The sequence below is a fragment of the Rhodococcus sp. IEGM 27 genome, assembly GCF_033142305.1.
In the GTDB taxonomy this organism is placed as follows: Bacteria; Actinomycetota; Actinomycetes; order Mycobacteriales; family Mycobacteriaceae; genus Rhodococcus_F; species Rhodococcus_F oxybenzonivorans.
This window is the reverse complement of the sequence record NZ_JAWLSG010000003.1, coordinates 682224-702364: the sequence shown is the minus strand read 5'-3', so window position 1 is coordinate 702364 and position 20141 is coordinate 682224. Positions and strand designations below refer to the sequence as shown.

Annotated in this window: 18 protein-coding genes and 1 pseudogene; 9 read left to right on the top strand and 10 right to left on the bottom strand. The window is 66.2% G+C overall.

What is annotated here, in order from left to right; genetic code table 11:
* Positions 1 to 6: 6 nt before the first annotated feature.
* Positions 7 to 1125: a hypothetical protein gene (locus R4P95_RS14180; protein WP_317744607.1), complete on the bottom strand. Its 1119-nt coding sequence runs from the start codon at positions 1123 to 1125 to the stop codon at positions 7 to 9.
* Between the two features lie 255 nt (positions 1126 to 1380).
* On the opposite strand from R4P95_RS14180, the gene R4P95_RS14175 reads away from it, so the two are divergent.
* The 5 genes from R4P95_RS14175 to R4P95_RS14155 all read left to right on the top strand — a co-directional run bounded on the left by R4P95_RS14175 (position 1381) and on the right by R4P95_RS14155 (position 5376).
* A complete protein-coding gene (locus tag R4P95_RS14175) occupies positions 1381 to 1956 on the top strand; it encodes a TerD family protein (RefSeq protein WP_109333930.1) in 576 nt (191 codons plus the stop codon).
* A gap of 117 nt (positions 1957 to 2073) precedes the next feature.
* Positions 2074 to 3216: a DUF475 domain-containing protein gene (locus R4P95_RS14170; protein ID WP_317744117.1), complete on the top strand. Its 1143-nt coding sequence runs from the start codon at positions 2074 to 2076 to the stop codon at positions 3214 to 3216.
* Between the two features lie 80 nt (positions 3217 to 3296).
* On the top strand, positions 3297 to 3920 hold the full coding sequence (locus tag R4P95_RS14165; protein ID WP_317744121.1) for an AIM24 family protein: 624 nt from the start codon (positions 3297 to 3299) through the stop codon (positions 3918 to 3920).
* 5 nt (positions 3921 to 3925) lie between these two features.
* The gene (locus R4P95_RS14160; RefSeq protein WP_159923369.1) at positions 3926 to 4624 is read left to right on the top strand and encodes an AIM24 family protein; all 699 of its coding nucleotides are present in this window, start codon (positions 3926 to 3928) and stop codon (positions 4622 to 4624) included.
* Positions 4621 to 5376 (top strand): AIM24 family protein, encoded by a 756-nt coding sequence (locus R4P95_RS14155; RefSeq protein ID WP_317744122.1) that lies wholly within the window; start codon positions 4621 to 4623, stop codon positions 5374 to 5376. The genes R4P95_RS14160 and R4P95_RS14155 overlap by 4 nt, the downstream gene beginning before the upstream one ends.
* 58 nt (positions 5377 to 5434) lie before the next feature.
* Here R4P95_RS14155 and R4P95_RS14150 read toward each other — a convergent pair whose 3' ends face one another.
* The 3 genes from R4P95_RS14150 to R4P95_RS14140 form a co-directional block, all read right to left on the bottom strand.
* The gene (locus R4P95_RS14150; RefSeq protein ID WP_317744124.1) at positions 5435 to 5905 is read right to left on the bottom strand and encodes a hypothetical protein; all 471 of its coding nucleotides are present in this window, start codon (positions 5903 to 5905) and stop codon (positions 5435 to 5437) included.
* 59 nt (positions 5906 to 5964) lie between these two features.
* Positions 5965 to 6414 carry a PPOX class F420-dependent oxidoreductase gene (locus R4P95_RS14145; protein ID WP_109333938.1) on the bottom strand — a complete coding sequence of 150 codons (450 nt, stop codon included), beginning with the start codon at positions 6412 to 6414 and terminating at the stop codon, positions 5965 to 5967.
* Positions 6415 to 6483: 69 nt separating this feature from the next.
* Positions 6484 to 7347: a spermidine synthase gene (locus R4P95_RS14140; RefSeq protein WP_213576136.1), complete on the bottom strand. Its 864-nt coding sequence runs from the start codon at positions 7345 to 7347 to the stop codon at positions 6484 to 6486.
* Between the two features lie 120 nt (positions 7348 to 7467).
* Between R4P95_RS14140 and R4P95_RS14135 the strand changes: the two genes are divergently transcribed.
* Complete coding sequence (locus R4P95_RS14135) at positions 7468 to 7797, top strand: hypothetical protein (protein WP_213576135.1); 330 nt, start codon at positions 7468 to 7470, stop codon at positions 7795 to 7797.
* A gap of 14 nt (positions 7798 to 7811) precedes the next feature.
* Here R4P95_RS14135 and R4P95_RS14130 read toward each other — a convergent pair whose 3' ends face one another.
* Positions 7812 to 8894, bottom strand: coding sequence for a PQQ-dependent sugar dehydrogenase (locus R4P95_RS14130; RefSeq protein ID WP_317744125.1), 1083 nt, complete (start codon positions 8892 to 8894; stop codon positions 7812 to 7814).
* Between the two features lie 127 nt (positions 8895 to 9021).
* On the opposite strand from R4P95_RS14130, the gene R4P95_RS14125 reads away from it, so the two are divergent.
* Positions 9022 to 9843 carry an arylamine N-acetyltransferase gene (locus R4P95_RS14125; RefSeq protein ID WP_317744126.1) on the top strand — a complete coding sequence of 274 codons (822 nt, stop codon included), beginning with the start codon at positions 9022 to 9024 and terminating at the stop codon, positions 9841 to 9843.
* 31 nt (positions 9844 to 9874) lie between these two features.
* Here the strand turns inward: R4P95_RS14125 and R4P95_RS14120 are convergent.
* The 3 genes and pseudogenes from R4P95_RS14120 to R4P95_RS14110 form a co-directional block, all read right to left on the bottom strand.
* Positions 9875 to 9985 (bottom strand): annotated as a pseudogene (locus R4P95_RS14120) (3-oxoacyl-ACP reductase); the annotation flags it as partial.
* 17 nt (positions 9986 to 10002) lie between these two features.
* Entirely contained in the window at positions 10003 to 10776 is a 774-nt protein-coding gene (locus R4P95_RS14115; protein ID WP_317744127.1) for an RsiV family protein, read from the bottom strand.
* A gap of 31 nt (positions 10777 to 10807) precedes the next feature.
* Positions 10808 to 15238, bottom strand: coding sequence for an amino acid adenylation domain-containing protein (locus tag R4P95_RS14110; protein ID WP_317744128.1), 4431 nt, complete (start codon positions 15236 to 15238; stop codon positions 10808 to 10810).
* Between the two features lie 110 nt (positions 15239 to 15348).
* Between R4P95_RS14110 and R4P95_RS14105 the strand changes: the two genes are divergently transcribed.
* Both R4P95_RS14105 and R4P95_RS14100 read left to right on the top strand, forming a co-directional pair.
* Entirely contained in the window at positions 15349 to 16332 is a 984-nt protein-coding gene (locus tag R4P95_RS14105; RefSeq protein ID WP_317744129.1) for an LLM class F420-dependent oxidoreductase, read from the top strand.
* Positions 16333 to 16440: 108 nt separating this feature from the next.
* Positions 16441 to 17436, top strand: coding sequence for an LLM class flavin-dependent oxidoreductase (locus R4P95_RS14100; protein WP_317744130.1), 996 nt, complete (start codon positions 16441 to 16443; stop codon positions 17434 to 17436).
* Positions 17437 to 17479: 43 nt separating this feature from the next.
* Here R4P95_RS14100 and R4P95_RS14095 read toward each other — a convergent pair whose 3' ends face one another.
* Together R4P95_RS14095 and R4P95_RS14090 are read right to left on the bottom strand one after the other, a co-directional pair.
* Positions 17480 to 18589, bottom strand: coding sequence for an NDMA-dependent alcohol dehydrogenase (locus R4P95_RS14095; RefSeq protein ID WP_213576126.1), 1110 nt, complete (start codon positions 18587 to 18589; stop codon positions 17480 to 17482).
* 23 nt (positions 18590 to 18612) lie between these two features.
* On the bottom strand, positions 18613 to 20121 hold the full coding sequence (locus tag R4P95_RS14090) for an aldehyde dehydrogenase family protein (protein WP_317744131.1): 1509 nt from the start codon (positions 20119 to 20121) through the stop codon (positions 18613 to 18615).
* Positions 20122 to 20141: the final 20 nt, after the last annotated feature.

Sequence of the window (20141 nt, the reverse complement as noted above, 5' to 3'; positions counted from 1 at the left end):
CCCATGTCATCGCTGCGCTGTATGTCCTCTCATCTTCTGAACCACCTCGGCAATGAACGCCGACACCGCATCGAGCTGGGTGATGTACGCCCAGTAGTCGGGGTGCCTGCCAGTCAGTGTCCCTGCGATCCGGTCGATCCGCTCGAGCTGGGCGTCGAGGACCGACCCCCATTCCCGCACGAGCCCGCGATTGACAGCCAACATCTGGGCATCGCGCAGGCGAAATCTGATCTCGTTCTCTTTCGCACGCGGATTCTCGCGGACATGCCGCAGTAGTCGCAACCGGTCGGTGACACCGTCCACTTTCGCCTCGGCATCCGCCAGATGAGTCCGCGCCGCGCTCGTCAACTCGAGCGCGCCTTCCGGGTTGCCCGCGGTCAAGGCCTCACGCGCCTTCTGCAGATCGGCCTCGGCCTGTTCGATCTGCAGGCGACTGACCTGTTCGTTGTGGACGAGATCCGCCGAACTTCTCGCGTTGAACTCCCGCAGCAGTGCGGAGTAGGCAGGCGCGAGCCGCTCGGCACGGGTCTGCACGGCGGCGATCCGGGTGGTCACGGACGCCACGGCGTGTGAGGCGTCCCGCTCCTTGGACGGCGCCGCCGCCAGCGCACTGTCGAGGGCCGCCGCAGCATCTCGCACCCGACCCGCGGCTTCGCGCACCGGGTTGGCCCCCCGGGCTGTCTGCAAGGACGCGACCGCCTCGTCGAGCGCCGCAGCGGATGCCCGCACCGACGGATAGTCGCCGTACGCCTGGTGTCGCCGCAGTCCGTCCCGGGCGGCCTCGGCTGTCTGCAGGGCCTGCTGCGCCACCTGCGGAATCGCGGCCAGCATCGCCGTGGATTCTTCGAGATGACCGCGATGCGCGCGGTAGAACTCGTCCAGCGCCTGTGTCGCGGCCACCAATTGCGCTGTGGCCTGCTCGAATGCGGCGGTTGCCGCCGGCGACTGGACGCCGTCGAATTGATCTACCGCCGCGAGATACGCGGACGCCGCCTGATAGCACCCGTCCCGAACCGGCTCCCACAGCCGCTGGACTCCGCGTTCCGGGGTGAGCTGTTTCGAGGCGTCGACCGCCGCGGCGGCGATGCTCTGACGGTTGTCCATGTCGAGAAACGCTGCGACCATGGTGTCGTGGGCGCGACGAGTCGACTCGTCGCTCCGGGCTCTTCCTCGGAAGCGTCCCGACCATCCGCTCGTCACACCTGAAATCGTACTGGTCGGCGCAGTCGGCCCGAGCTGACCGGAATTGCCTGTGGACAAACCTGTGGACAGCTAACGGATGGGACAAGTCGGACAAATTCATTATCGTGGTGGTGCACGACGATCTCGAGACTTCGACAGCCGTCGAGGTCGAACACCTCCTCTCGAAAGGACCCCTGAATGGGCGTCAGCTTGACCAAGGGCGGCAACGTTTCACTCACGAAGGAGGCGCCGAACCTGACCGCGGTGGCTGTCGGACTCGGATGGGACGCTCGTTCGACCACCGGTACCGACTTCGACCTCGACGCCAGCGCCATCGGTGCGGGTGCCGACAAGAAGGTTGTCTCCGACCAGCACTTCGTCTTTTTCAACAACCTGCGCTCGCCGGACGGTTCCATCGAGCACGTCGGTGACAACACCACCGGCGCCGGCGAAGGCGACGACGAGGTGATCAACGTCAACCTGGCGGCGGTCCCCGCGAACATCGAGAGCATCATCTTCCCCGTCTCGATCTACGACGCCGAGACCCGCTCGCAGTCGTTCGGCCAGGTTCGCAACGCGTACATCCGCGTCGTCGACCAGGCGAACGGCAACGAGCTCGCTCGTTACGACTTGTCGGAGGATGCGTCCACCGAGACGGCCATGGTCTTCGGGGAGCTGTACCGGAACGGTGCAGAGTGGAAGTTCCGCGCTATCGGCCAGGGCTACGCGTCCGGGCTCGCCGGTATCGCCCGCGACTACGGCGTCAACGTCTGACGGTAGTTTCGCTACATCAGCCGGGTAGGGTTTCGCGTCGCTGACGTGGAACCCTCCTCGGCGTTCGTACTCCAGCAGTAGCCACCCGGCATTGCCCAACAAGAAAGGCCACGCTCAGTGGTTCTGCGAATATTCGGTCTCTCCTTCGCTGTCACGGTGGTGTCCATCATCATCGCGGCGCTCTACGGAGGCCCCCAAGCCGTCCTCCTCGTCGTCATCCTCTCGATCCTCGAGATCTCGCTGTCGTTCGACAACGCCGTCATCAACGCCACCGTACTGCGACGGATGAGCGAGTTCTGGCAGAAAATCTTCCTCACCGTCGGCATCGTCATCGCCGTGTTCGGCATGCGCCTGGTCTTCCCGCTGGTCATCGTGTGGCTCGCGTCCGGCCTCGGCCCGGTCGCCGCCCTCGACCTCGCACTCAACCCGCCCGCCGACGACGCCGCATACTTCCCCGACGGCAGCCCCAGCTACGAAACCCTGCTCACCGACGCCCACCCGCAGATCGCGGCGTTCGGCGGCATGTTCCTGCTGATGCTCTTCCTCGGATTCATTCTCGAAGAGCGCGAGATCACCTGGCTGTCCTGGCTGGAGAAGCCGCTCGCCCGCGCAGGCAAGCTCGACCAGCTCGCGGTGATCGTCGCCGGTGGCCTGCTTCTGCTGACCGCCTCGTACATCGCTCCCGAAGACACCGTTTCCACCGTGATGGTCGCCGGCGTCCTCGGCATGATCACCTACATCGCCGTCAACGGCCTCGGCGAACTGTTCAATACCCCGGAAGAGGATGAGAACGGCGAGGTCGTCGAGGGCTCCAGCGGCGGCCCCACCGAACTGGCCAAGGCCACCGGCAAGGCCGGCTTCTTCCTGTTCCTCTACCTCGAGGTCCTGGATGCGTCCTTCTCCTTCGACGGCGTGATCGGTGCCTTCGCGATCACCTCCGACCCGATCATCATCGCCCTCGGCCTCGGCTTCGTCGGTGCGATGTTCGTCCGCTCGATCACCGTGTTCCTCGTTCGCAAGGGAACCCTGTCCGACTACGTGTACCTCGAACACGGTGCGCACTGGGCCATCGGCGCCCTGGCCGTGATCCTGCTCGTCTCCATCGGCTACCACGTCAACGAGAACGTCACCGGACTCGTCGGCGTCGCCCTCATCGGAGCCGCGTTCATCTCCAGCATCTTGCGCAACCGCAAGGCGGCAGCAGCCGGCGGGAGCTCGGACAACGACGTAGACGAGCCGAAACCGGTCTCCATCAGCTAGGTTCTGCCTGTACTCACATCCCGCGGCAGTGTTCGTGACCCGGTCACGAACACTGCCGCTCGGCACTGGAAAGGGCACCTATGGCGCGGCTGCTCGAGAAGTCGAAGAAGGTGGTCGAAGCCCAACTGGCCGGAACCACCATCCGGGCAATACAGGGATCGATGATTGCCTACGAAGGCAATGTCAGCTTCAAATCGGCCGGTTTCGGTGGCGGCGACGGGGTACTGGCGGGGATGAAGAGGCGCGCCACCGGCGAGTCGCTGTCCTTGATGGAATGCTCCGGCAACGGTGTCGTCTACTTCGCGGTGGGCGGCCAGCACGTCACCGTCATCGACCTTGCGGGTGAAACGCTGCAGGTGGAGTCGCAGCAACTCCTGGCACTCAGCGGCAACCTGAACACCAACGTCACCTTCACCGGTCTCCGCGGCGGTGTCGGCGGCCAGGGCCTGTTCACCACGACGGTGTCGGGGCAGGGGCAGGTGGCCCTCCTCTCGGCCGGCGGCCCGCTCATCCACCTCGAGGTGTCGCCGCAGTATCCACTCGTAGTCGACCCCGACGCCTTCGTCTCGGCCCGCGGGCAGTTGACCCAATCCTTCGTCACCGATGTGTCGTGGCGGACCGCCGTCGGCCAGGGCAGCGGTGAAGCCTTCTCCCTCAAGTGGGACGGCCACGGCGTCGTGTCCATCCAGCCGGCGGAACGGTGATCAGCATGGTGTTCACACAGGTCAATTCGAAGGTCGTCAAGGTCGATGTCGGGGCAGCGGGCGGAGTCGTCGCGCGCACCGGGTCGATGCTGTTCTACACCGGTCAGGTCCAGTTCTCACCGCACCAGGTTCCCGGTTCGCAGTCCATGGCCGGGATGGGCGGGTTCACCCGCATGGCCGGACGGATGATGCAGGGCGAACACGAGCGCACGATGCTCGCGCAGGGACAGGGCGAGGTGCACTACGGTCACGCCGGTCTCGAGGTGCACGTGGTCGACATGTCGCAGGGTGGAACTCTGTGCGTCGAGGCCTCCCGACTGCTCGCCCACAACGCCGGACTGCAGAGCTCGGTGGTCTCGGTGATGAGTCAGGGCGGCGGCGGTGGTCGCGGAATGCTCGGTGCCCTCCGCGGCGCCGCTGCGGGTGCGTTGTCCGGGACAGGCATGTTCACGACGCAGCTGTCCGGGTACGGATCGGCGGTGCTGTTGGCGCACGGCGGTTTCCTGGAGATCCCGGTGGGCGGACCCAATCCCATCCTCGTCGACCCCGACGCGTTCGTCGGTACGTACGGAAACGTTCAGGTAGAACTGAAATCCGCGGTCGGCTGGCGGGATGCCGTGGGCCGGGGCGCCGGAGAAGCGATGCAATTGCAGTGCACCGGACAAGGAATCGTCTACGTTCAGGCTTCGGAGGAGAAACTGTGAGTACCGTGCTGAATCCGTCGACTCTGGGCGCCAGCGACAACATTCCGGACAACAGCTACGCCTACTGCATCGACCTCACGGCGCCCTGGTTCATCCGCAAGGGTGCGATGATCGCCTACTACGGGCAGATGCAGTTTCAGGCACTGACCCACGGATTGCACGGCGCCGCACTGCACATGGTGGCCAACCAGTTCTCGGCGCCGCTCTACATGGGTGAGTATGCGGTAGCCGAAGGCTTCGGCAAGCTGATCATCGGTGACCGCGGCTACGACATCAACTCGTATGATCTCGACGACGGCAACCTCACCATCCGGGCGTCCAATCTCCTTGCGTTCGAACCGGGTTTGTCGCTGAACCAGTCGATCGTCCCGGGGTTCCTGACCCTCATCGGAACCGGCAAGTTCCTTGCCTCCTCCAACGGCCCGGTGATGTTCGCCGAGCCGCCACTGCGGATCGACCCCGAAGCACTGGTCGGGTGGGCGGACTGCCCGTCGCCGAGCCACCACTACGACCAGGGGTGGATCAGCAACTTCCTCGCCGCCGGCGCCCACATGATGGGCATCAACTCGGGGGAGGAACGACAGTTCGACTTCACGGGCGCCGGAACGGTTTTGATTCAGTCCAGCGAGAAGGTCCTGAGCGACACACATGTCGTGCGCAGCATCGAGGGCCAGATCCACGGCCTCACCCCGAGCGGTCTGCAGCGGCTCAACGGTGTGATCGCCGCCAAGCTGGCCGAGCAGACTCGCTGACGTCGAGGCGAATGTACCTTTCGACGCTGCTACCGCGCCGAAAGGTACATTCACCCTGTCACCGGGCGGGATTGGGGCCCAGCCGGATGACGTCGGTCCGGGCATGCAGCCCGATTTCCGGCCACCCCACGGTCAGGGTGATGACCCCCGACTCCGGGTAGGCGGCGACCCAGTAGCGGGGCTCGGTGTGATACTCGGACGCCTCGCTCGTGGCCACCCTCGACGTGGACTGCAGGTGGCTCGGGTCGGCCTCACCGACCACGTCGTCCACCCGCACGTGCACCGCGAGATACGACCAGCGGGCGGACGGGTCGTCGGGATCGTCGAGGGGGCGGGTTTCGTGACGCGCCCTGTCGGCCGTGCGTCCGGTCGCGGTGAGCTCGATGCGCAGCTCGAGACCCGTCGGGTGGGCGACCACCTCGGCCAGCTGCAGCGTCAGATCACGGGTAGTCGCGAGTTCGACGGGGCCGTATACGACGACCCCTCCCGTGGCGGGCGGCGCGGCCGCCGGCCACCGCCTCCTGCGCATGCACCCCATGGTCCCACCGGGGGCGGCGGCCTGCCACAACTACGTTCCGGGCCGAATGCTCACGGCAGCTGGGCCATGCCGTACAGGTGTGTCGCGCGCACCCGGAGTACCTGCCGTCGCTCGGACACCATCGCGCGACGAAAGTCTTCCCAGTCGTCGTGTTCCCGACCTGCTGCATTGCGGAATACCTCGACGAGCTCGTCGGTGGCCGCGTCGTGGGGGTCACTGGCGACGGCACTCAGCTCGGCGTCACCTTCGACGACCGCGTAACTCCAGAAGTCGGGCGCGCTCACGTGCAGCGACACCCGGGGGTCCCGCGCGGCGTTGCGGGTCTTCGCCCGGTCCGCGGTCACCGAGATCCGGGCGGTGTTCGTGTCGGGGTCCCAGGTGTAGAGAACGTTGGACAGCTGCGGTCGGCCATCCCTTTTGATCGTCGTGAGGACGGCGTGCGAGTGTGTCGCGACGAGGTCGAGCAGGGGACGCTGCGCGTCGTTCACTTCCAGACTCATACCGACACCCAACCACGGTGCGGTCGGTGATGTTCCCGTTGCGCACACGTCGTCGACCTCAGCGCAGTCTCACCCGGACTCGCCCGGTGATCCTTCCGCATCGAGCAGGACGCGCGCCGAACCGGCGAACGATCGAACCTGCGCGTCGTCCCAGAGGTGTGCGGGCACACCACCACCCAGTAGTCGCCGAACCAGTGCGGGGTCGTCGCCGAGGGGCACGTCACTTCCGGCGATCACGATGTTGCCGTAGCGGCGGCCCTTGAGCATGGCCGGGTCCGCGATCACGGCGGTGTGCGGGAACACGCTGCCGATGGTGGCCGCTTCCCGCCGCGCCTTCACGAGGTCGCGGGTGTCACCGCAGTTGACGACGTAGATCCCGCCCGGTGCCAGGACCCTGCGAACATGGCCGGTGAATTCGACGGTGGTGAGTGACGGAGGCGTCGTGTTGCCGGCGAACACGTCACGAATGATCAGGTCGCGGCTCGACTCGGTGAGGGTTTCGGTGACAGCCCTGGCTTCACCGACGCGGAGTCGGAGCAGCGGTGCCCGCGGCAGATCGAACCATCGACGCACCAGTTCGGCCAGCTTGCCGTCCAGTTCGACCACTACCTGCCGGGCGTCCGGGTACACAGCCGACAGATAGCGGGCAAGTGAGCAGGCGCCGCCGCCGAGATGCAGTGCCCGCACGCGGTCCGCGCGCTGCCAGCGGGATCCGATCAGGTCGGCCATCCACCGCATGTACTCGAAATCGAGGTGTTCGGGATCCGTGAGGTCGATGTGTGAACTTTCGACGCCGTTCACTTTGAGGACCCAGCCGTGGGGATTGACGTTGTCCTCGGCGAGTTCGCAGGTTCCCGTGTCGATCGGATAAACCCCGGCGACGGGCCCACCTTCGGCTGCGTGCGCAGTTCGGCCGCCGCGCTGCCTGCCCATATACCGACTTCCCTACCGTTCGCATCGACTGCGCGTGTCTGCTGCGACAATCGTCATCCCACGATACCGGCACGACTGCGCGGTGACCTACCGTAGTGGCGCGCACGAGAGAGGGAGGCGATGGAACCTCAGGAAGTCGACTTCGCCCACACCGAAGGCGCGGCGCGCAAACGTCGCGAGAAGGCCGTGGGCCTCGCCAAGTACGTCTGGGATCGCGCTATCAGCGGGAAAGAACTGCTCGACCTCACCGACGGCACACTGCGGAAACTGGCCCGGGCAGCCGGATCCAACCCACCGAGCACCATGGAAACCTGGCTCACCGTGGCCGAACTGCTGGACCAGAAGTCGGCGTGGGCCGAGCGCCACCCGGATCATCCGTCTGCATCGCCCGCACACGCGGACGAGAAGATCATGTGGGTGAAGCCGCCCGTCGCGCCCTGGACCGACTGACCCCCGGGTCACATTCAGGCCGATGGCCGCACCGCGAGGATGCGGTCGTCGTTCTCTGCCGGCGACCCCCGACCGTCACGGTTGCTCGTGCTGAACCACAGCACCCCGTCCGGTGTGGCGACGACGGTGCGCAGCCGCCCGTACTCCCCTGCGAACAGCGACTGCGGTTCACCGAGCGAGCCGTCCCCGCCGACGGGTATCCGCCACAACCGTTCACCCCGCAATGCCGCCACCCACAGCGACCCGTCGAGGTAGGCGACGCCGGACGGTGACGCCTCGTCCGTGGGCCACTGCACCACCGGGTCCACGAATTCGGCCTCTTCCGCCTGCCCTTCGACGTCGGGCCATCCATAGTTGGCGCCCGGCCGGATCAGGTTCACTTCGTCCCACGTGTTCGCGCCGAACTCGGTGGCCCACAACCTGCCTGCGTCGTCCCAGGTGATGCCCTGCACGTTCCGGTGTCCCAGCGACCAGACCGGTGAGCCGGACAGCGGGTTGTCGGGCGGAATTGTTCCGTCCGGATTGATCCGCAGGATCTTGCCGCCGAGAGAGGAGGGATCCTGGGCGAGCGGCCGATCGCCGGCTTCACCGGTGGTGACGTAGAGCTTGCCGTCGGGTCCGAAGGCGATTCGGCCCCCGTCGTGGATCGACCCGGCCGGAATTCCTGTGAGGATCGGGACGGGCTCGCCGAGGCTGCGGCCGTCGTATCGCACGGCGACCACGCGGTTGTCCGCATCGGTGGTGAGGTAGGCGAAAATTGTCTGGTCCGACGTGTAGGTGGGCGACACGGCGAGCCCGAGCAGTCCCGACTCCCCCCGCGCTGCCACCTCCGGCACCTCTCCGACCTCGGTCACGTCACCGTTCGGTTGCAGACGACGGATGGTGCCGCTGTCCCGCTCGGCGATCACCGCGGCGCCGTCGGGCAGCAGCGCGATTCCCCAGGGCACCTCCAATTCGGTCGCGACCACGGTGGGAGTGGCCACGGGTGGTTGCGCCGCCGATGTCGCCGCCGACTCCCCCGTGCTCGAATCGGTCTGGCAACCGGTGGCGGCAAAGCCCACCAGCAACGCGGCAGCCGCAACACATCCCCGTTTCATGAGAGTCCTTCCGCCGCGCGCCGGTGTCCACCCATACAAGTGCGAAAGTACGCTCGCGCGCACGATGCCGCTCACCGGACGCGAACGACGCCTGATCACCCATTCGGGCGTGCTTACACTGAGGGTCATGGGAACTGCAGGCGATCTCGACCTCGAGCGGTACTTCGAACGGATCGGATACGACAGGGACCGATCCGCGACGACGGCAACACTGAACGCCATTGCCGCCCACCATGCCCGGTCGATTCCGTTCGAGAACCTCGATCCGTTCCTCGGCACACCGAATCGGCTGGACCTCGAGTCGCTGCAACGCAAACTGGTGGAATCGCGCCGAGGAGGTTACTGCTTCGAGCAGAACCTCTTGTTGCGCGCCGTCCTCCTCGAACTGGGCTTCGAAGTCACCGCCTTGGCGGCTCGGGTGCTGTGGGGGTCGACGTCGACCGACGTGATCAACCCACGCTCGCACATGCTGCTACTGGTCGATGTCGAAGGTGACCGGCGCATCATCGACGTCGGGTTTGGCGGCATGACCCTCGACACCACGTTGCGCCTCGAAACGAACACGGTGCAGGACACTCCGCTCGAGCCGTTCCGGCTGCTCGACTTGCGCGGCGACTACCTCTTGGAGGCCCTCGTCGGGGACGAGTGGCGTCCCATCTACCGCTTCGACCTCACCCCGCAGCACCCCGTCGACTACGAGGCGCCGAACTGGTACCTGTCCACCTGGCCCGGTTCCCATTTCGTCACCGGACTCCTCGCTGCCCGGGTCGCGGAAGGGCGCCGGTACGCACTCAACGGAACCCGGTTCACCGTCCACCCGCTCGGTGGTGAGTCCGTCCGGCTCGAGCTGACGAGCGCCGACGAGCTCCGGAAATGCCTCGAATCGGAGTTCCTCATCGACACCAGCGGGCTTCGCGGACTGGACGAGGCGTTCCACCGGTTGCCCTGACAGGGTGCTCGCCGGGCAACCGGCTCGACGCTCAACTCCAGCGTGCCTGGCCGCCGTCGAGCGGGATGGTGGCGCCGGTCAGGTAGCCGGCGTCGGGTCCGACGAGGAAGACGACGGCGCGTCCGATGTCCTGCTCACAGTCCCTGGACGGCGCGCCGACTAACTCGACACCACGTCGCCCAGCTGCGGATCGACCACGTCACCGAGAACGTCCCAGGGGACGGTGACGGTCACCAGCCCGACGGCGTGCGGCCCCACCTGATAGTCGTCGAAGTGAATTTCCATCCCGGCGGGGGTCGCGAGCCAGTTGACGAAGTTCTTTTCGACGGGCTCGATGCCGGTGCGGTCGAACTCGGGGCCGGCAGCCGTGGCCGGCAGCAGGGTTGCGCAGTGCTCGGACAACCTCCGTAGACCGGCATCGAGATCTGGGAAGAGATCGGCGAGCGTGATCGGCGCGGCGGTATCGGCATTCACCACCACCGTCGCGACGATCGGGGTGGGATGCGCACCGGGTGGATCGGCGTTCCACGACGTCACCAGCAACCCGCTGATCACGTGCTCGCCGATGTGCGCGACCCGGTGTTCCTGGCTGCTCAGCGTGAAGGCGTCGGTGCCCCAGCCGTCGATCTGGTCCTGGAGTGCGGCCCGCATCGATTCGTTGAACTCGGCGGTGACCGCCGAGTTTCCGCCCTCGATCTGCGGGATGAGGACGTCGTAGGTGACGCGGCCGGTGGAACCGTCGACCCGCAGCTCGGTCTCCGTGTACGGCAGGCTCTCGGGCGTCGTCGTCTCGGCGCCTGCCGTGTCCGAAACCGAGACAGTCGTCGTCGACGGCTCACTGACCGCCGTTCCTTCCTGGCCGGAGCAGGCGGCCAGGGCGAGGACGACCGCCGCGAGCGCTACTCCCCGACCAATTCTCCGGATGCCGCTCATGAGGTATCTCTATCACGCCGATTCCGTGAGGTCACCTACCAATCGGGTCGACGATGGTGTGCAGCGTGTCGACGAAATCCTGTGCGGTGGAGGCGTCGTAGAGGTCGGCGGAATACACGAGTTCGGCGTCGATCCCGGTGGGCTTTCCGTCGGCGTCGTGTCGCTCGGTGAAGTGGAAGTGCAGATCGCACTTGGCGATGTCGAGTGGCCGCGGAGTCACCTCGAAGTCGAGCCCGGAGACGTCGAAGGCCGCCGGAGCGAAGTTGTTCAGCGACAGCGCCACTTGGAAGAGCGGGTGCAGCGACCCCGATCGAGGTGGGTCGAGTACCTCGACGAGCCGTTCGAATTGCACATCCGCATTCGCCAGCGCACGTAGCTCCACGTCGCGGGATCGATCGACGATGTCGGACAGTGTCATGCTCGGGTCGACCCGGGTTCGCAGAACCAGTGTGTTGACGAACATTCCCACCACGTCGTCGAGCACCGGATCTCCCCGGCCCGCGATCGGGGTTCCGATCGCGACGTCGGGATCGCCGCTGAGCCGGGCGAGCAGTACCGCCACGGCCGACCTGAGCGCCGTGAAGAGGCTGGCGTGGTGTTCGTGCGCGGTGGCGAGCAGCCCCCGATGCGCATGCTCGTCGAGGGTGAACGGAAGTCGCCCCGCTCGATAGGTCCACCTGTGCGGCCGGGGTCGGTCGGTGGGCAGCGCGAGTTCTCCGCGAAGGCCCGACAGTTCCTTCGTCCAGTGGCCGATCTGTTTCGACGCGACACTGTCGGGGTCGTTCTCGTCCCCGAGCATCGTTCGACGCCACATGGTGTAGTCCGCGTAGTGCACGGCCGGAGGCTCCCACTGGGGTTCACCGCCCATCGCCCGGGAACGGTAGGAGTCGGCGAGGTCGCGCGCCAAGGGAGCCAGGGACCACCCGTCCGCGCAGATGTGATGGAGGACGCAGGACAAGAGGTGGTCGTGGTCGCCCAGACGGAAGAGCCGGGCGCGGAGCGGAGGGTCGCGGCGCACGTCGAATCCCGCCGTCAGCAGGTCCGAGGTCTGGTCCTCCGCAACCGATTCGCCGGCGGGCACCGGCGACAGGTCGGGCACGGCGTCGACCACGTCGAGCACGCGCTGGTACGGACCCGCCGGTGAGTCCGGATACACGGTTCTCAGCGAGCGATGCCGGTGGAGGACGTCTGCCATCGCCGACTGCAACGCTTCGGCATCGAACGGCCCACGTACTCGTACCGTGAAGGGGATGTTGTGGAGAGCGGGATCCACGAGCGTGCGGTCGATGAATTGTTGCGAGGGAGACAGCGGTACGAGTTCGGGCATCACTTGGCCGCCCTGAAATCCTGCGGCGCCCAATCTCGGTGCCCCCCGCGCCTGCGCTCTCGACGGGTGTTCACACGCGTCCGCAATCGACAGTGCGAGTGCTGCGACCGTCGGTGCATCGAACAGTTCTCGCACACCCAGCGTTGTGCCCAGCTCGGCGTTGAGCGTCCCGACCACCCGGATGGCCGACAACGAGTCGCCGCTCAGGTCGAAGAAGGAATCGTCGGCGCCCACCGAATCCACCCCGAGTACTCGGGAGAAGACCCGGGCGACGCGGTGCTCGGCGAGTGTCTCCGGGTCGCGATGAGGCACCGAATCCGAGCCGAACTCCGGAACGGGTAGCGCCGACCGGTCGAGCTTTCCCGTCGGTGTCAACGGAATCGAATGCACGAGCATGAACGATTTCGGAATCATGTAGTCCGGCAGGAATCGCGCCGCGTGCGCTTTCAACGCTTCCCGACCGATCGGCGCGTCTCCCTCGACCATGAGGTAGGACACGAGGTTCGGATCACCAACCGAGTTCCTGTGCACCATCGTCGTGGCATAGGTGACGCCCGGATAGGTGTTCAGCGTGGCGTTGATCTCGCCGAGCTCGACCCGAAACCCACGGATCTTGATCTGGTCGTCGGCCCTGTCGAGAAACTCGAGAGTCCCCGTCACCGTCCAGCGCACCACATCGCCGGTGCGAAACATGCGGGATCCGCTGTCGCCGAACGGATCGGCCACGAATCGTGCGGCGGTCAGGCCGCAACGTCGATGGTATCCCCGGGCGAGGCCTGCCGTGGTGAGGTAGAGCTCACCGGCCGCGCCCGGCGGCAGCGGACGCAGACGATGATCGAGCACCACCGCATCCACACCGCGCATGAGACCGCCGATCGTCACTCTTCCGTCCGGCGACATCGGCTCGGTCAGAGTGACGCTGCACGTCGTCTCCGTCGGCCCGTATGCGTTACGCATTTCTCGGCCATCGGCCCAGCGCTGCACCAACTCCGGAGAAAGCACTTCTCCGCCGACCAGCACCAACTCCAGCTCGTTTTTCGCGGTGGAGTCGATTGCCGCCAGGGCGGAGGGCGTCGTCAACAGGTGGGTGACGTGTTCCTCGCGCAGCAACCGCGACAGCTCGTCGCCGCCGAAGTGCCCGGGCGGGGTCACGACGAGCGTTGCGCCTCCGATACACGCCGCGAGCACTTCGACGAGCGCGGTGTCGAAACTCGGTGAGGCGAAATGCAGAACACGAGAACGCGTGGAGACCGCATACTTGTCCCGGATCTCCTGCGCCAGATTGGCGAGACCGCGATGAGTGACGACGACGCCCTTCGGCGCCCCGGTCGACCCGGACGTGTAGATCAGATAGGCGGGGTGGTCCAGACGCAGGGGGCTCACTCGTTCCACATCGTCCGTCGTCCCGGAACGCGTTCCCAGACACGCTTCTTCGACATTGTCGATATCGATCGTCAGCCAATCGACCGTGTCGGGTAGACGATCGAGCTCCGAACGAACGGTCAACCCGAGCGTCGCGCCGCAGTCGGCCAGGCAGTAGGCGACGCGGGCGCTCGGGTGTGCCGGGTCGATCGGAACATAGGCCGCGCCGGCCTTCGCGACAGCCCACAACGCCAGCACCGATTCGAGAGACCGGGGGACGGAGACTGCGACGAAGCTCTCGGGACCGATACCCCTGACGATCAGCTCCCGGGCGAGGCGGTCGGTGACGCGGTCCAGGTCACCGTAGGACAGCGCACGCCCCCGGTCGCGTATCGCGACAGCCTCGGGTTCATCGGCGACGGACCCCGCGAGGAGACGGTCCAGTGTCATCGGGACGACATCCGGAAGTCCCTGCGCGGGGGCTAATTTCTTGTGTTCACCGGCAAGGAAGACGTCGAGATCGGAGATCAGGCACTCCGACTCGATCGAGGCGGTGAATCGGTCGAGGAAGGCGAGGAATCGGTTGTGGTGCCCGGTCAGTTCGGCCTGACCGTACAGGGACGAGTTCCCTTCGAAGTCGATCCGGGCGGCACGGTCCGCCGATCCTGGATAGATGTTGACGGCGAGGTCTGCGACGGGACCGGTGGTGAGGACCCGAACCGTTGCCTGCACGGCGCCCAGCGTGATCTCCTTGAACATCATGAGGTTGATCACCGGGCCGAAATGCATGAGTTCGACCCCGCCCGAGGCGAGGTCGCGGCCGATGTCCTCGCGGCGGTAGCGCTGGTGGCGCAGGGCGGCCGTCACTGCAGCCTCGGTCGTTGCGACCGCGTTCCGAACCGTGCCCGAGCCGATACCCCCGAGTCGCAACGGGATGACGTTGGAGACGCATCCTCCTGAAGACCGCAGGCGGGCCGTCGTCCTCGCCGATACCGGCAGGGAGAGCACCACGTCGTCGCTGCCGGTCATCCTGGCGAGGTACGAGGCGAAGGCGGCGACCGTCACTGCCGTGGCATTGCGCGAACTCGCGCTTCGAGTCGCGTGTCCGGTTGCAGTCCGGGCGGTCGCGCCGGAACGCGCAGCGCGTCCGCTCAATCCGACGACGGAAGGGAGATCGCTGCCCTGCTCCCGCCAGTAGTCGCGGTCCCGGACGAAACGGGCGGAGGTGCGGTACGCGGCGTCCTCCTGGATGACGCGTTCCGGTCCCACGACGCGGCAGTCCGGCGGTTCCCTGCCCTCGACAGCGGCGACGTACAGCTCGGCGGTGCGGCTCATCAGCATCATCGCGGCGTACCCGTCCGACGCGATGTGGTGCGCGCGCGAGTACCAGTAGTAGTGCTCGTCTCCCAGTTGCAGAATGTGTGACGTGAGGAGCGACCCGTCGTACATGTCCGTGCGCGCGCTTCGGTCGTGGTGCATCCACCGGTGGGCCGCCTCGACAGGGTCGTTCTCGTCACGCAAGTCGGTAGTGGGCACCCGATCGACCACAGTCGGGTCGACCACCTGATGTGGCTGCCCGTCGACATCCAGGAGACGGATTGCTCCCCAACCGAATTCGAGATGCGCGCGACGGGTGCAGTCACCGAGGACTGCGAGGTCGACAGGCCCGTGCAGCTCGGCGTAGTGGGCGATGACGTACGGAATCTCCGGCGTGAGCTGCTGCGCGAACCAGATGGACCGCTGCGCGGCGGTCAAGGGGAGGGCGGTGTTCATCGCCACAAGTGTGCGCGCCCGCCGCACCCCTCACCAGCCACCCCAGGGTGCACAAGTACCCCTCGAGATAAAAGGGGTGTCTCCGCCGCGATCCGGGTAGCGTCGAGCGCGTGACTATTCGCCTTGGTTACCAAATGCCGAACTTCAGTTACTCCGACTCCGTCGCGGATCTCTTCCCGACGGTCATCGCGCAGGCGCGCGAGGCCGAGTCAGCCGGCTTCGACACCGCGTTCGTGATGGACCACTTCTACCAGTTGCCCGGGATAGGCAAGCCCGACGAGCCGATGCTCGAGGCCTACACCGCCCTCGGCGCTCTCGCCACGGCCACCGAGACCATTCAGTTGTCCGCGCTTGTCACCGGCAACACGTACCGCAACCCACCCATGCTCGCGAAGACGGTGTCCACACTGGACGTCGTCAGCGGCGGCCGCGCCGTCCTCGGTATCGGGGCCGGCTGGTTCGAACTCGAACACCGCCAGTTCGGCTACGAATTCGGAACGTTCACCGACCGCTTCGAACGCCTCGACGAGGCACTACAGATCATTGCGCCGATGCTGCACGGGGAGCGTCCCACCTTCGACGGCAAGTGGTACCACGTCGAAGACGCCATCAACGAACCCCGGATCCGCAACGACCTGCCGATCCTCCTCGGCGGTTCCGGCGAGAAGAAAACGTTCCGGCTGGCCGCCCAGTTCGCAGACCACCTGAACATTATCTGCAGCGCGGCGGAGATCCCGCGCAAGCTCGAGGCCTTGGACGCACGCTGCGAGGAGGTCGGGCGAGACCGTTCCACCCTCGAGACCAGCTACCTGGCTTTCGTCATCATCGACGAGAGCGGTGACCGCGCCCGACAGCTCCAGCAGGAATTCCTGCTCACTCAGGGCGTCGACCTCTCCACCGCCTCCGACGACGAGCGGGCCGCGGCCACCCAGCGTCAGTTCTGCGGATCACCGGACGAGGTGGCCGAGCAAATCCAGACCCGCGTTCTCGACAAGGGCATCGACGGCATCGTCCTCAACCTCGTGGTGAACGGGCACGAGCCCGGCATCGTCGAGCTCACCGGGCGCACGTTGCGTCCGCTGGTCGACGCCTGACCGTTCCGGCAGCCAGGAATACGCGCACTGCCTCCGCGGTTGGACTTCGGAGGTAGTGCGCGAGGCTAACGTCTCGCGCCTGTTCGGTGACGAAAGGTGACGAAGTCCGTGAGTGCTGCGCTGTCGATTCTGGATCTGGCCCACATCCGCGAGGGCGACTCGGCGCGGAACAGCTTCGAGGCCAGCGTCGCGCTGGCCCAGCTCGCGGAGACGCGCGGCTACCGCCGCATCTGGTACGCCGAACACCACAACATGGCATCGATCGGGTCGTCCGCGACGAGCGTGCTCATCGCCCACGTCGCCGCACACACCAGCACCATTCGTTTGGGTGCGGGCGGCATCATGCTGCCCAACCACGCCCCGCTGACCATCGCCGAACAGTTCGGCACCCTCGAGACCCTGCATCCCGGTCGCATCGACCTCGGACTCGGACGCGCACCCGGCAGCGACCAGAAGACGATGTACGCGCTGCGCCGCGACCCGGCGTCGGCCGACAGATTCCCGCAGGACGTTCTCGAGCTCCAGGCCTACCTGGCAGGCAAGTCCCGGGTTCCCGGCGTCGACGCGATCCCGGGCAAGGGCACCAACGTCCCCCTCTACATTCTCGGTTCGTCGCTGTTCGGTGCTCAGCTCGCCGCGAAGCTCGGTCTCCCCTACGCCAACGCGTCCCACTTCTCCCCCGACTCTCTGGTCGACGCCGTGACTCTGTACCGGGACCGCTTCGAGCCGTCCGAACAGCTGGCGGAGCCGTATGTGATCGCCGGTGTCAACGCCATCGCTGCAGACACCAGTGAGGAGGCGCATCGGCAGTTCGAGTCCTCACTGCGGCGTCGTGTGGTGCAGATGGTCGGCCGCGGGCAGAAGTTCACGCCCGAGGAAGTCGACCTGATCATGACCTCACCCGCAGGTCAGCAGATCACCCAGATGGTGCGCTACTCCGCCGTCGGAACGCCGACCGAGGTCAAGGCGTACCTCGACGAGTTCGCCGAGCACGCACAGGCCGACGAGCTGATCGTCGCCTCGATGGCCGAGGACACCGAGTCCTGGCTGAAGTCGTACGACCTCCTCGCCGACGTGTGGCACTCCGCGCCCGTGCGCGGTTAACGAGTCTCTGGACTCGTCAACCGCGCACGAGCGGCGAAGCCGCCTACTGGTGCACGATCACGCCACGCAGGTTCTTTCCGTCCCGCAGATCCTGGTAACCCTCGTTCACCTGCTCGAGCGTGTACTTGGTGGTGATCAGCTCGTCGAGCTTGAGCTGACCCGCGTCGTACAGGCGCAGCAGGCGGACGATGTCGTACTGCGGGTTGGCCGAACCGAACAGCGAACCCTTGATCGTCTTCTGGTTCAGGGTCAGGTCTGTTCCCGAGATGTGGACCGTGAGCTTCGCTGGGTCGGCGAGGCCGGTGATGACGACAGTGCCGCCCTTGCCGATGACGGCGGTCGCGTTCTGCACCACTTCTTCGTCGACGGTGCCCACCAGGATGAGGGCCTGATCGGCGCCCTGCCCCCAGGTCAGTTCGTTGACCTTCTCCGCTGCAGTCGCGGCGTCCGCGAACGCGTGGGTGGCGCCGAACTTCAGGGCGGCCTCCCGCTTCATCGCCACCGGATCCACCACCACGACATACTTGGCGCCGGAGCCGACCGCACCCTGCACGGCGTTGATGCCGAGACCGCCGATGCCGTAGATGACGACCGTGTCACCGGCGCGAACTCCGCCGGCGTACACCGCGGTGCCCCAACCGGACGGCACACCGCAGCCGACGAGGACGGCGGTCTCCAGCGGGAGCCAGTCGTCCACCTTCACCACCGAGTGCTGCGAGATGGTGGCGCGCTCGGCGAACGTACCGAGCATGCACATGGCACCGAAATCCTGCTTGCCCGAGTGGAACCGGAACGAGCCGTCGGGCATCGAACCCTCGAGGATGGTGGCGCCCATGTCACACAGGTTCTGGCGGCCCGTGGCGCAGTACCGACACGTGCCGCAGTTCGGAATGAAGCTGCAGACCACGTGGTCGCCGGGCTTTACCTTCGTGACACCGGGGCCGACTTCCTCGATGATGCCGGAACCCTCGTGCCCGCCGACGATGGGGAAACGCGGTGGCAGATCGCCGTCGGTGAGGTGCAGGTCCGAGTGACACAGGCCTGCTGCCACATACTTGATGAGCACTTCGCCAGGGCCCGGACCGTCGAGCTCGAGTTCCACGATTTCGAACGGCTTGTGCGTTTCGAACAGAACCGCTGCTTTGGTCTTCATGTCTTCTCCTCGTTGAGTGACGGTCAGAGTGCGATATTGACGGCTTTGGTCTGGGTGTAGAGATCGATGGCGGTCGCCCCGAGCTCACGTCCCCAACCGGACTGCTTGTATCCGCCGAACGGCATGGCGGTGTCGAACCCGTTGTACTGGTTGATCCACACCGAACCGGCTTTGAGCTGACGGGCCGTGAGGTGCGCCTTGGACAGATCCTTGGTCCAGATTCCGGCGGCGAGGCCGTAGATGCTGCTGTTCGCCGCCTTTGCGACTCCCTCCTCTGCGTTGAACGGGAGCGCTGCGACGACGGGGCCGAAGATCTCCTCCTCGACGATGCTGAACTCGGGCTTCACGTCCACGAACACCGTCGGCTCGACGTAGAAGCCGGTGTCGCCCCAGCGCTTTCCGCCGGTGAGAACGCGGGCGCCGTCGGCGAGTCCGGCGGCCAGGTAGCCGGTGACCTTGTCGAACTGCTCCTGCGACACCAGCGGTCCGAGCTGGGTGGTGGGGTCGAGTCCGGGACCGATCTTGACCTGGCTCGCGGCCTCGGCGACCGCTGCGGTGAAGTCGTCGAAGATGCTGTCCTCGACGAACATCCGGGTGCCCGCGACACAGCACTGGCCGTGGTTGAACAGCCAGGCGTTGAGCGATCCGGTGACGGCGGCGTCGAAGTCCGCATCCGCGAACACGACGTTGGCGCTCTTGCCGCCGAGTTCGAGCGACACCTTCTTGAGGTTGCCCCTGGCGGCGTCGACGATCTTCTTCCCGACCTCGGTGGAGCCGGTGAACGCGATCTTGTCGACGGCGTCGTGGGCGGATAATGCCGCGCCGGCGTCGCCGTACCCGGTGACGATGTTGACCACGCCGGGCGGGAAGCCTGCCTCCTCGAACACTTCACCGAGCAGCAGGGCGGTCAGTGGTGTCTGCTCGGCGGGTTTGAGAATCACCGTGTTGCCGGCCGCCAGTGCGGGCGCCAGCTTGAATGCGGCCATGAGCAGCGGGAAGTTCCAGGGAACGATCAGACCGCAGACGCCGACGGGTTCGCGCAGCGTGTACGCATGGAACTGGCCACCGGGGACGAACGGCATGCTTACGTTGACCGTACTGCCCTCGATCTTGGTGGCCCAGCCTGCGAAGTAACGGAAGATGTCGGCCGACCAGGCGACGTCGACTGCCGCGGCGATGCCCGCCGACTTGCCGTTGTCCAGCGCCTCCAGCTGACCGAATTCCTCGGCGCGCTCGGAGAGGATGTCGCCGACCCGCCAGATCAGCCGTTCCCGCTCGTTGGGCTTCATGGTGGCCCACGGGCCCTCGTCGAATGCCGTACGTGCGGCCCGGACTGCACGGTCGACGTCTTCGGCGCCACCGCGTGCGACGGTGGTGAGCACCTGCCCGTTGGCGGGGTCGATCGTCTCGAACGTCGCGCCGCTCGCCGCTTCCACCCACTGCCCTCCGACGAGGAATCGCTTGGTGCCGGACAGAAAGTTCCGTACCGACGGTAAGAGTTCCGCTTGGCTGGGTTCGATCGTCGCTGTCATCAAAACCTCCGAAGTTGTGA

Excerpts from the sequence above, each read along its gene's own strand:
- R4P95_RS14180 (WP_317744607.1), bottom strand. The coding sequence starts at position 1,125 with ATGGTCGCAGCGTTTCTCGACATGGACAACCGTCAGAGCATCGCCGCC.
- R4P95_RS14175 (WP_109333930.1), top strand. The coding sequence starts at position 1,381 with ATGGGCGTCAGCTTGACCAAGGGCGGCAACGTTTCACTCACGAAGGAG.
- R4P95_RS14165 (WP_317744121.1), top strand. The coding sequence starts at position 3,297 with ATGGCGCGGCTGCTCGAGAAGTCGAAGAAGGTGGTCGAAGCCCAACTG.
- R4P95_RS14160 (WP_159923369.1), top strand. The coding sequence starts at position 3,926 with ATGGTGTTCACACAGGTCAATTCGAAGGTCGTCAAGGTCGATGTCGGG.
- R4P95_RS14150 (WP_317744124.1), bottom strand. The coding sequence starts at position 5,905 with ATGCGCAGGAGGCGGTGGCCGGCGGCCGCGCCGCCCGCCACGGGAGGG.
- R4P95_RS14145 (WP_109333938.1), bottom strand. The coding sequence starts at position 6,414 with ATGAGTCTGGAAGTGAACGACGCGCAGCGTCCCCTGCTCGACCTCGTC.
- R4P95_RS14140 (WP_213576136.1), bottom strand. The coding sequence starts at position 7,347 with ATGGGCAGGCAGCGCGGCGGCCGAACTGCGCACGCAGCCGAAGGTGGG.
- R4P95_RS14135 (WP_213576135.1), top strand. The coding sequence starts at position 7,468 with ATGGAACCTCAGGAAGTCGACTTCGCCCACACCGAAGGCGCGGCGCGC.
- R4P95_RS14130 (WP_317744125.1), bottom strand. The coding sequence starts at position 8,894 with ATGAAACGGGGATGTGTTGCGGCTGCCGCGTTGCTGGTGGGCTTTGCC.
- R4P95_RS14125 (WP_317744126.1), top strand. The coding sequence starts at position 9,022 with ATGGGAACTGCAGGCGATCTCGACCTCGAGCGGTACTTCGAACGGATC.
- R4P95_RS14115 (WP_317744127.1), bottom strand. The coding sequence starts at position 10,776 with ATGAGCGGCATCCGGAGAATTGGTCGGGGAGTAGCGCTCGCGGCGGTC.
- R4P95_RS14110 (WP_317744128.1), bottom strand. The coding sequence starts at position 15,238 with ATGAACACCGCCCTCCCCTTGACCGCCGCGCAGCGGTCCATCTGGTTC.
- R4P95_RS14095 (WP_213576126.1), bottom strand. The coding sequence starts at position 18,589 with ATGAAGACCAAAGCAGCGGTTCTGTTCGAAACGCACAAGCCGTTCGAA.
- R4P95_RS14090 (WP_317744131.1), bottom strand. The coding sequence starts at position 20,121 with ATGACAGCGACGATCGAACCCAGCCAAGCGGAACTCTTACCGTCGGTA.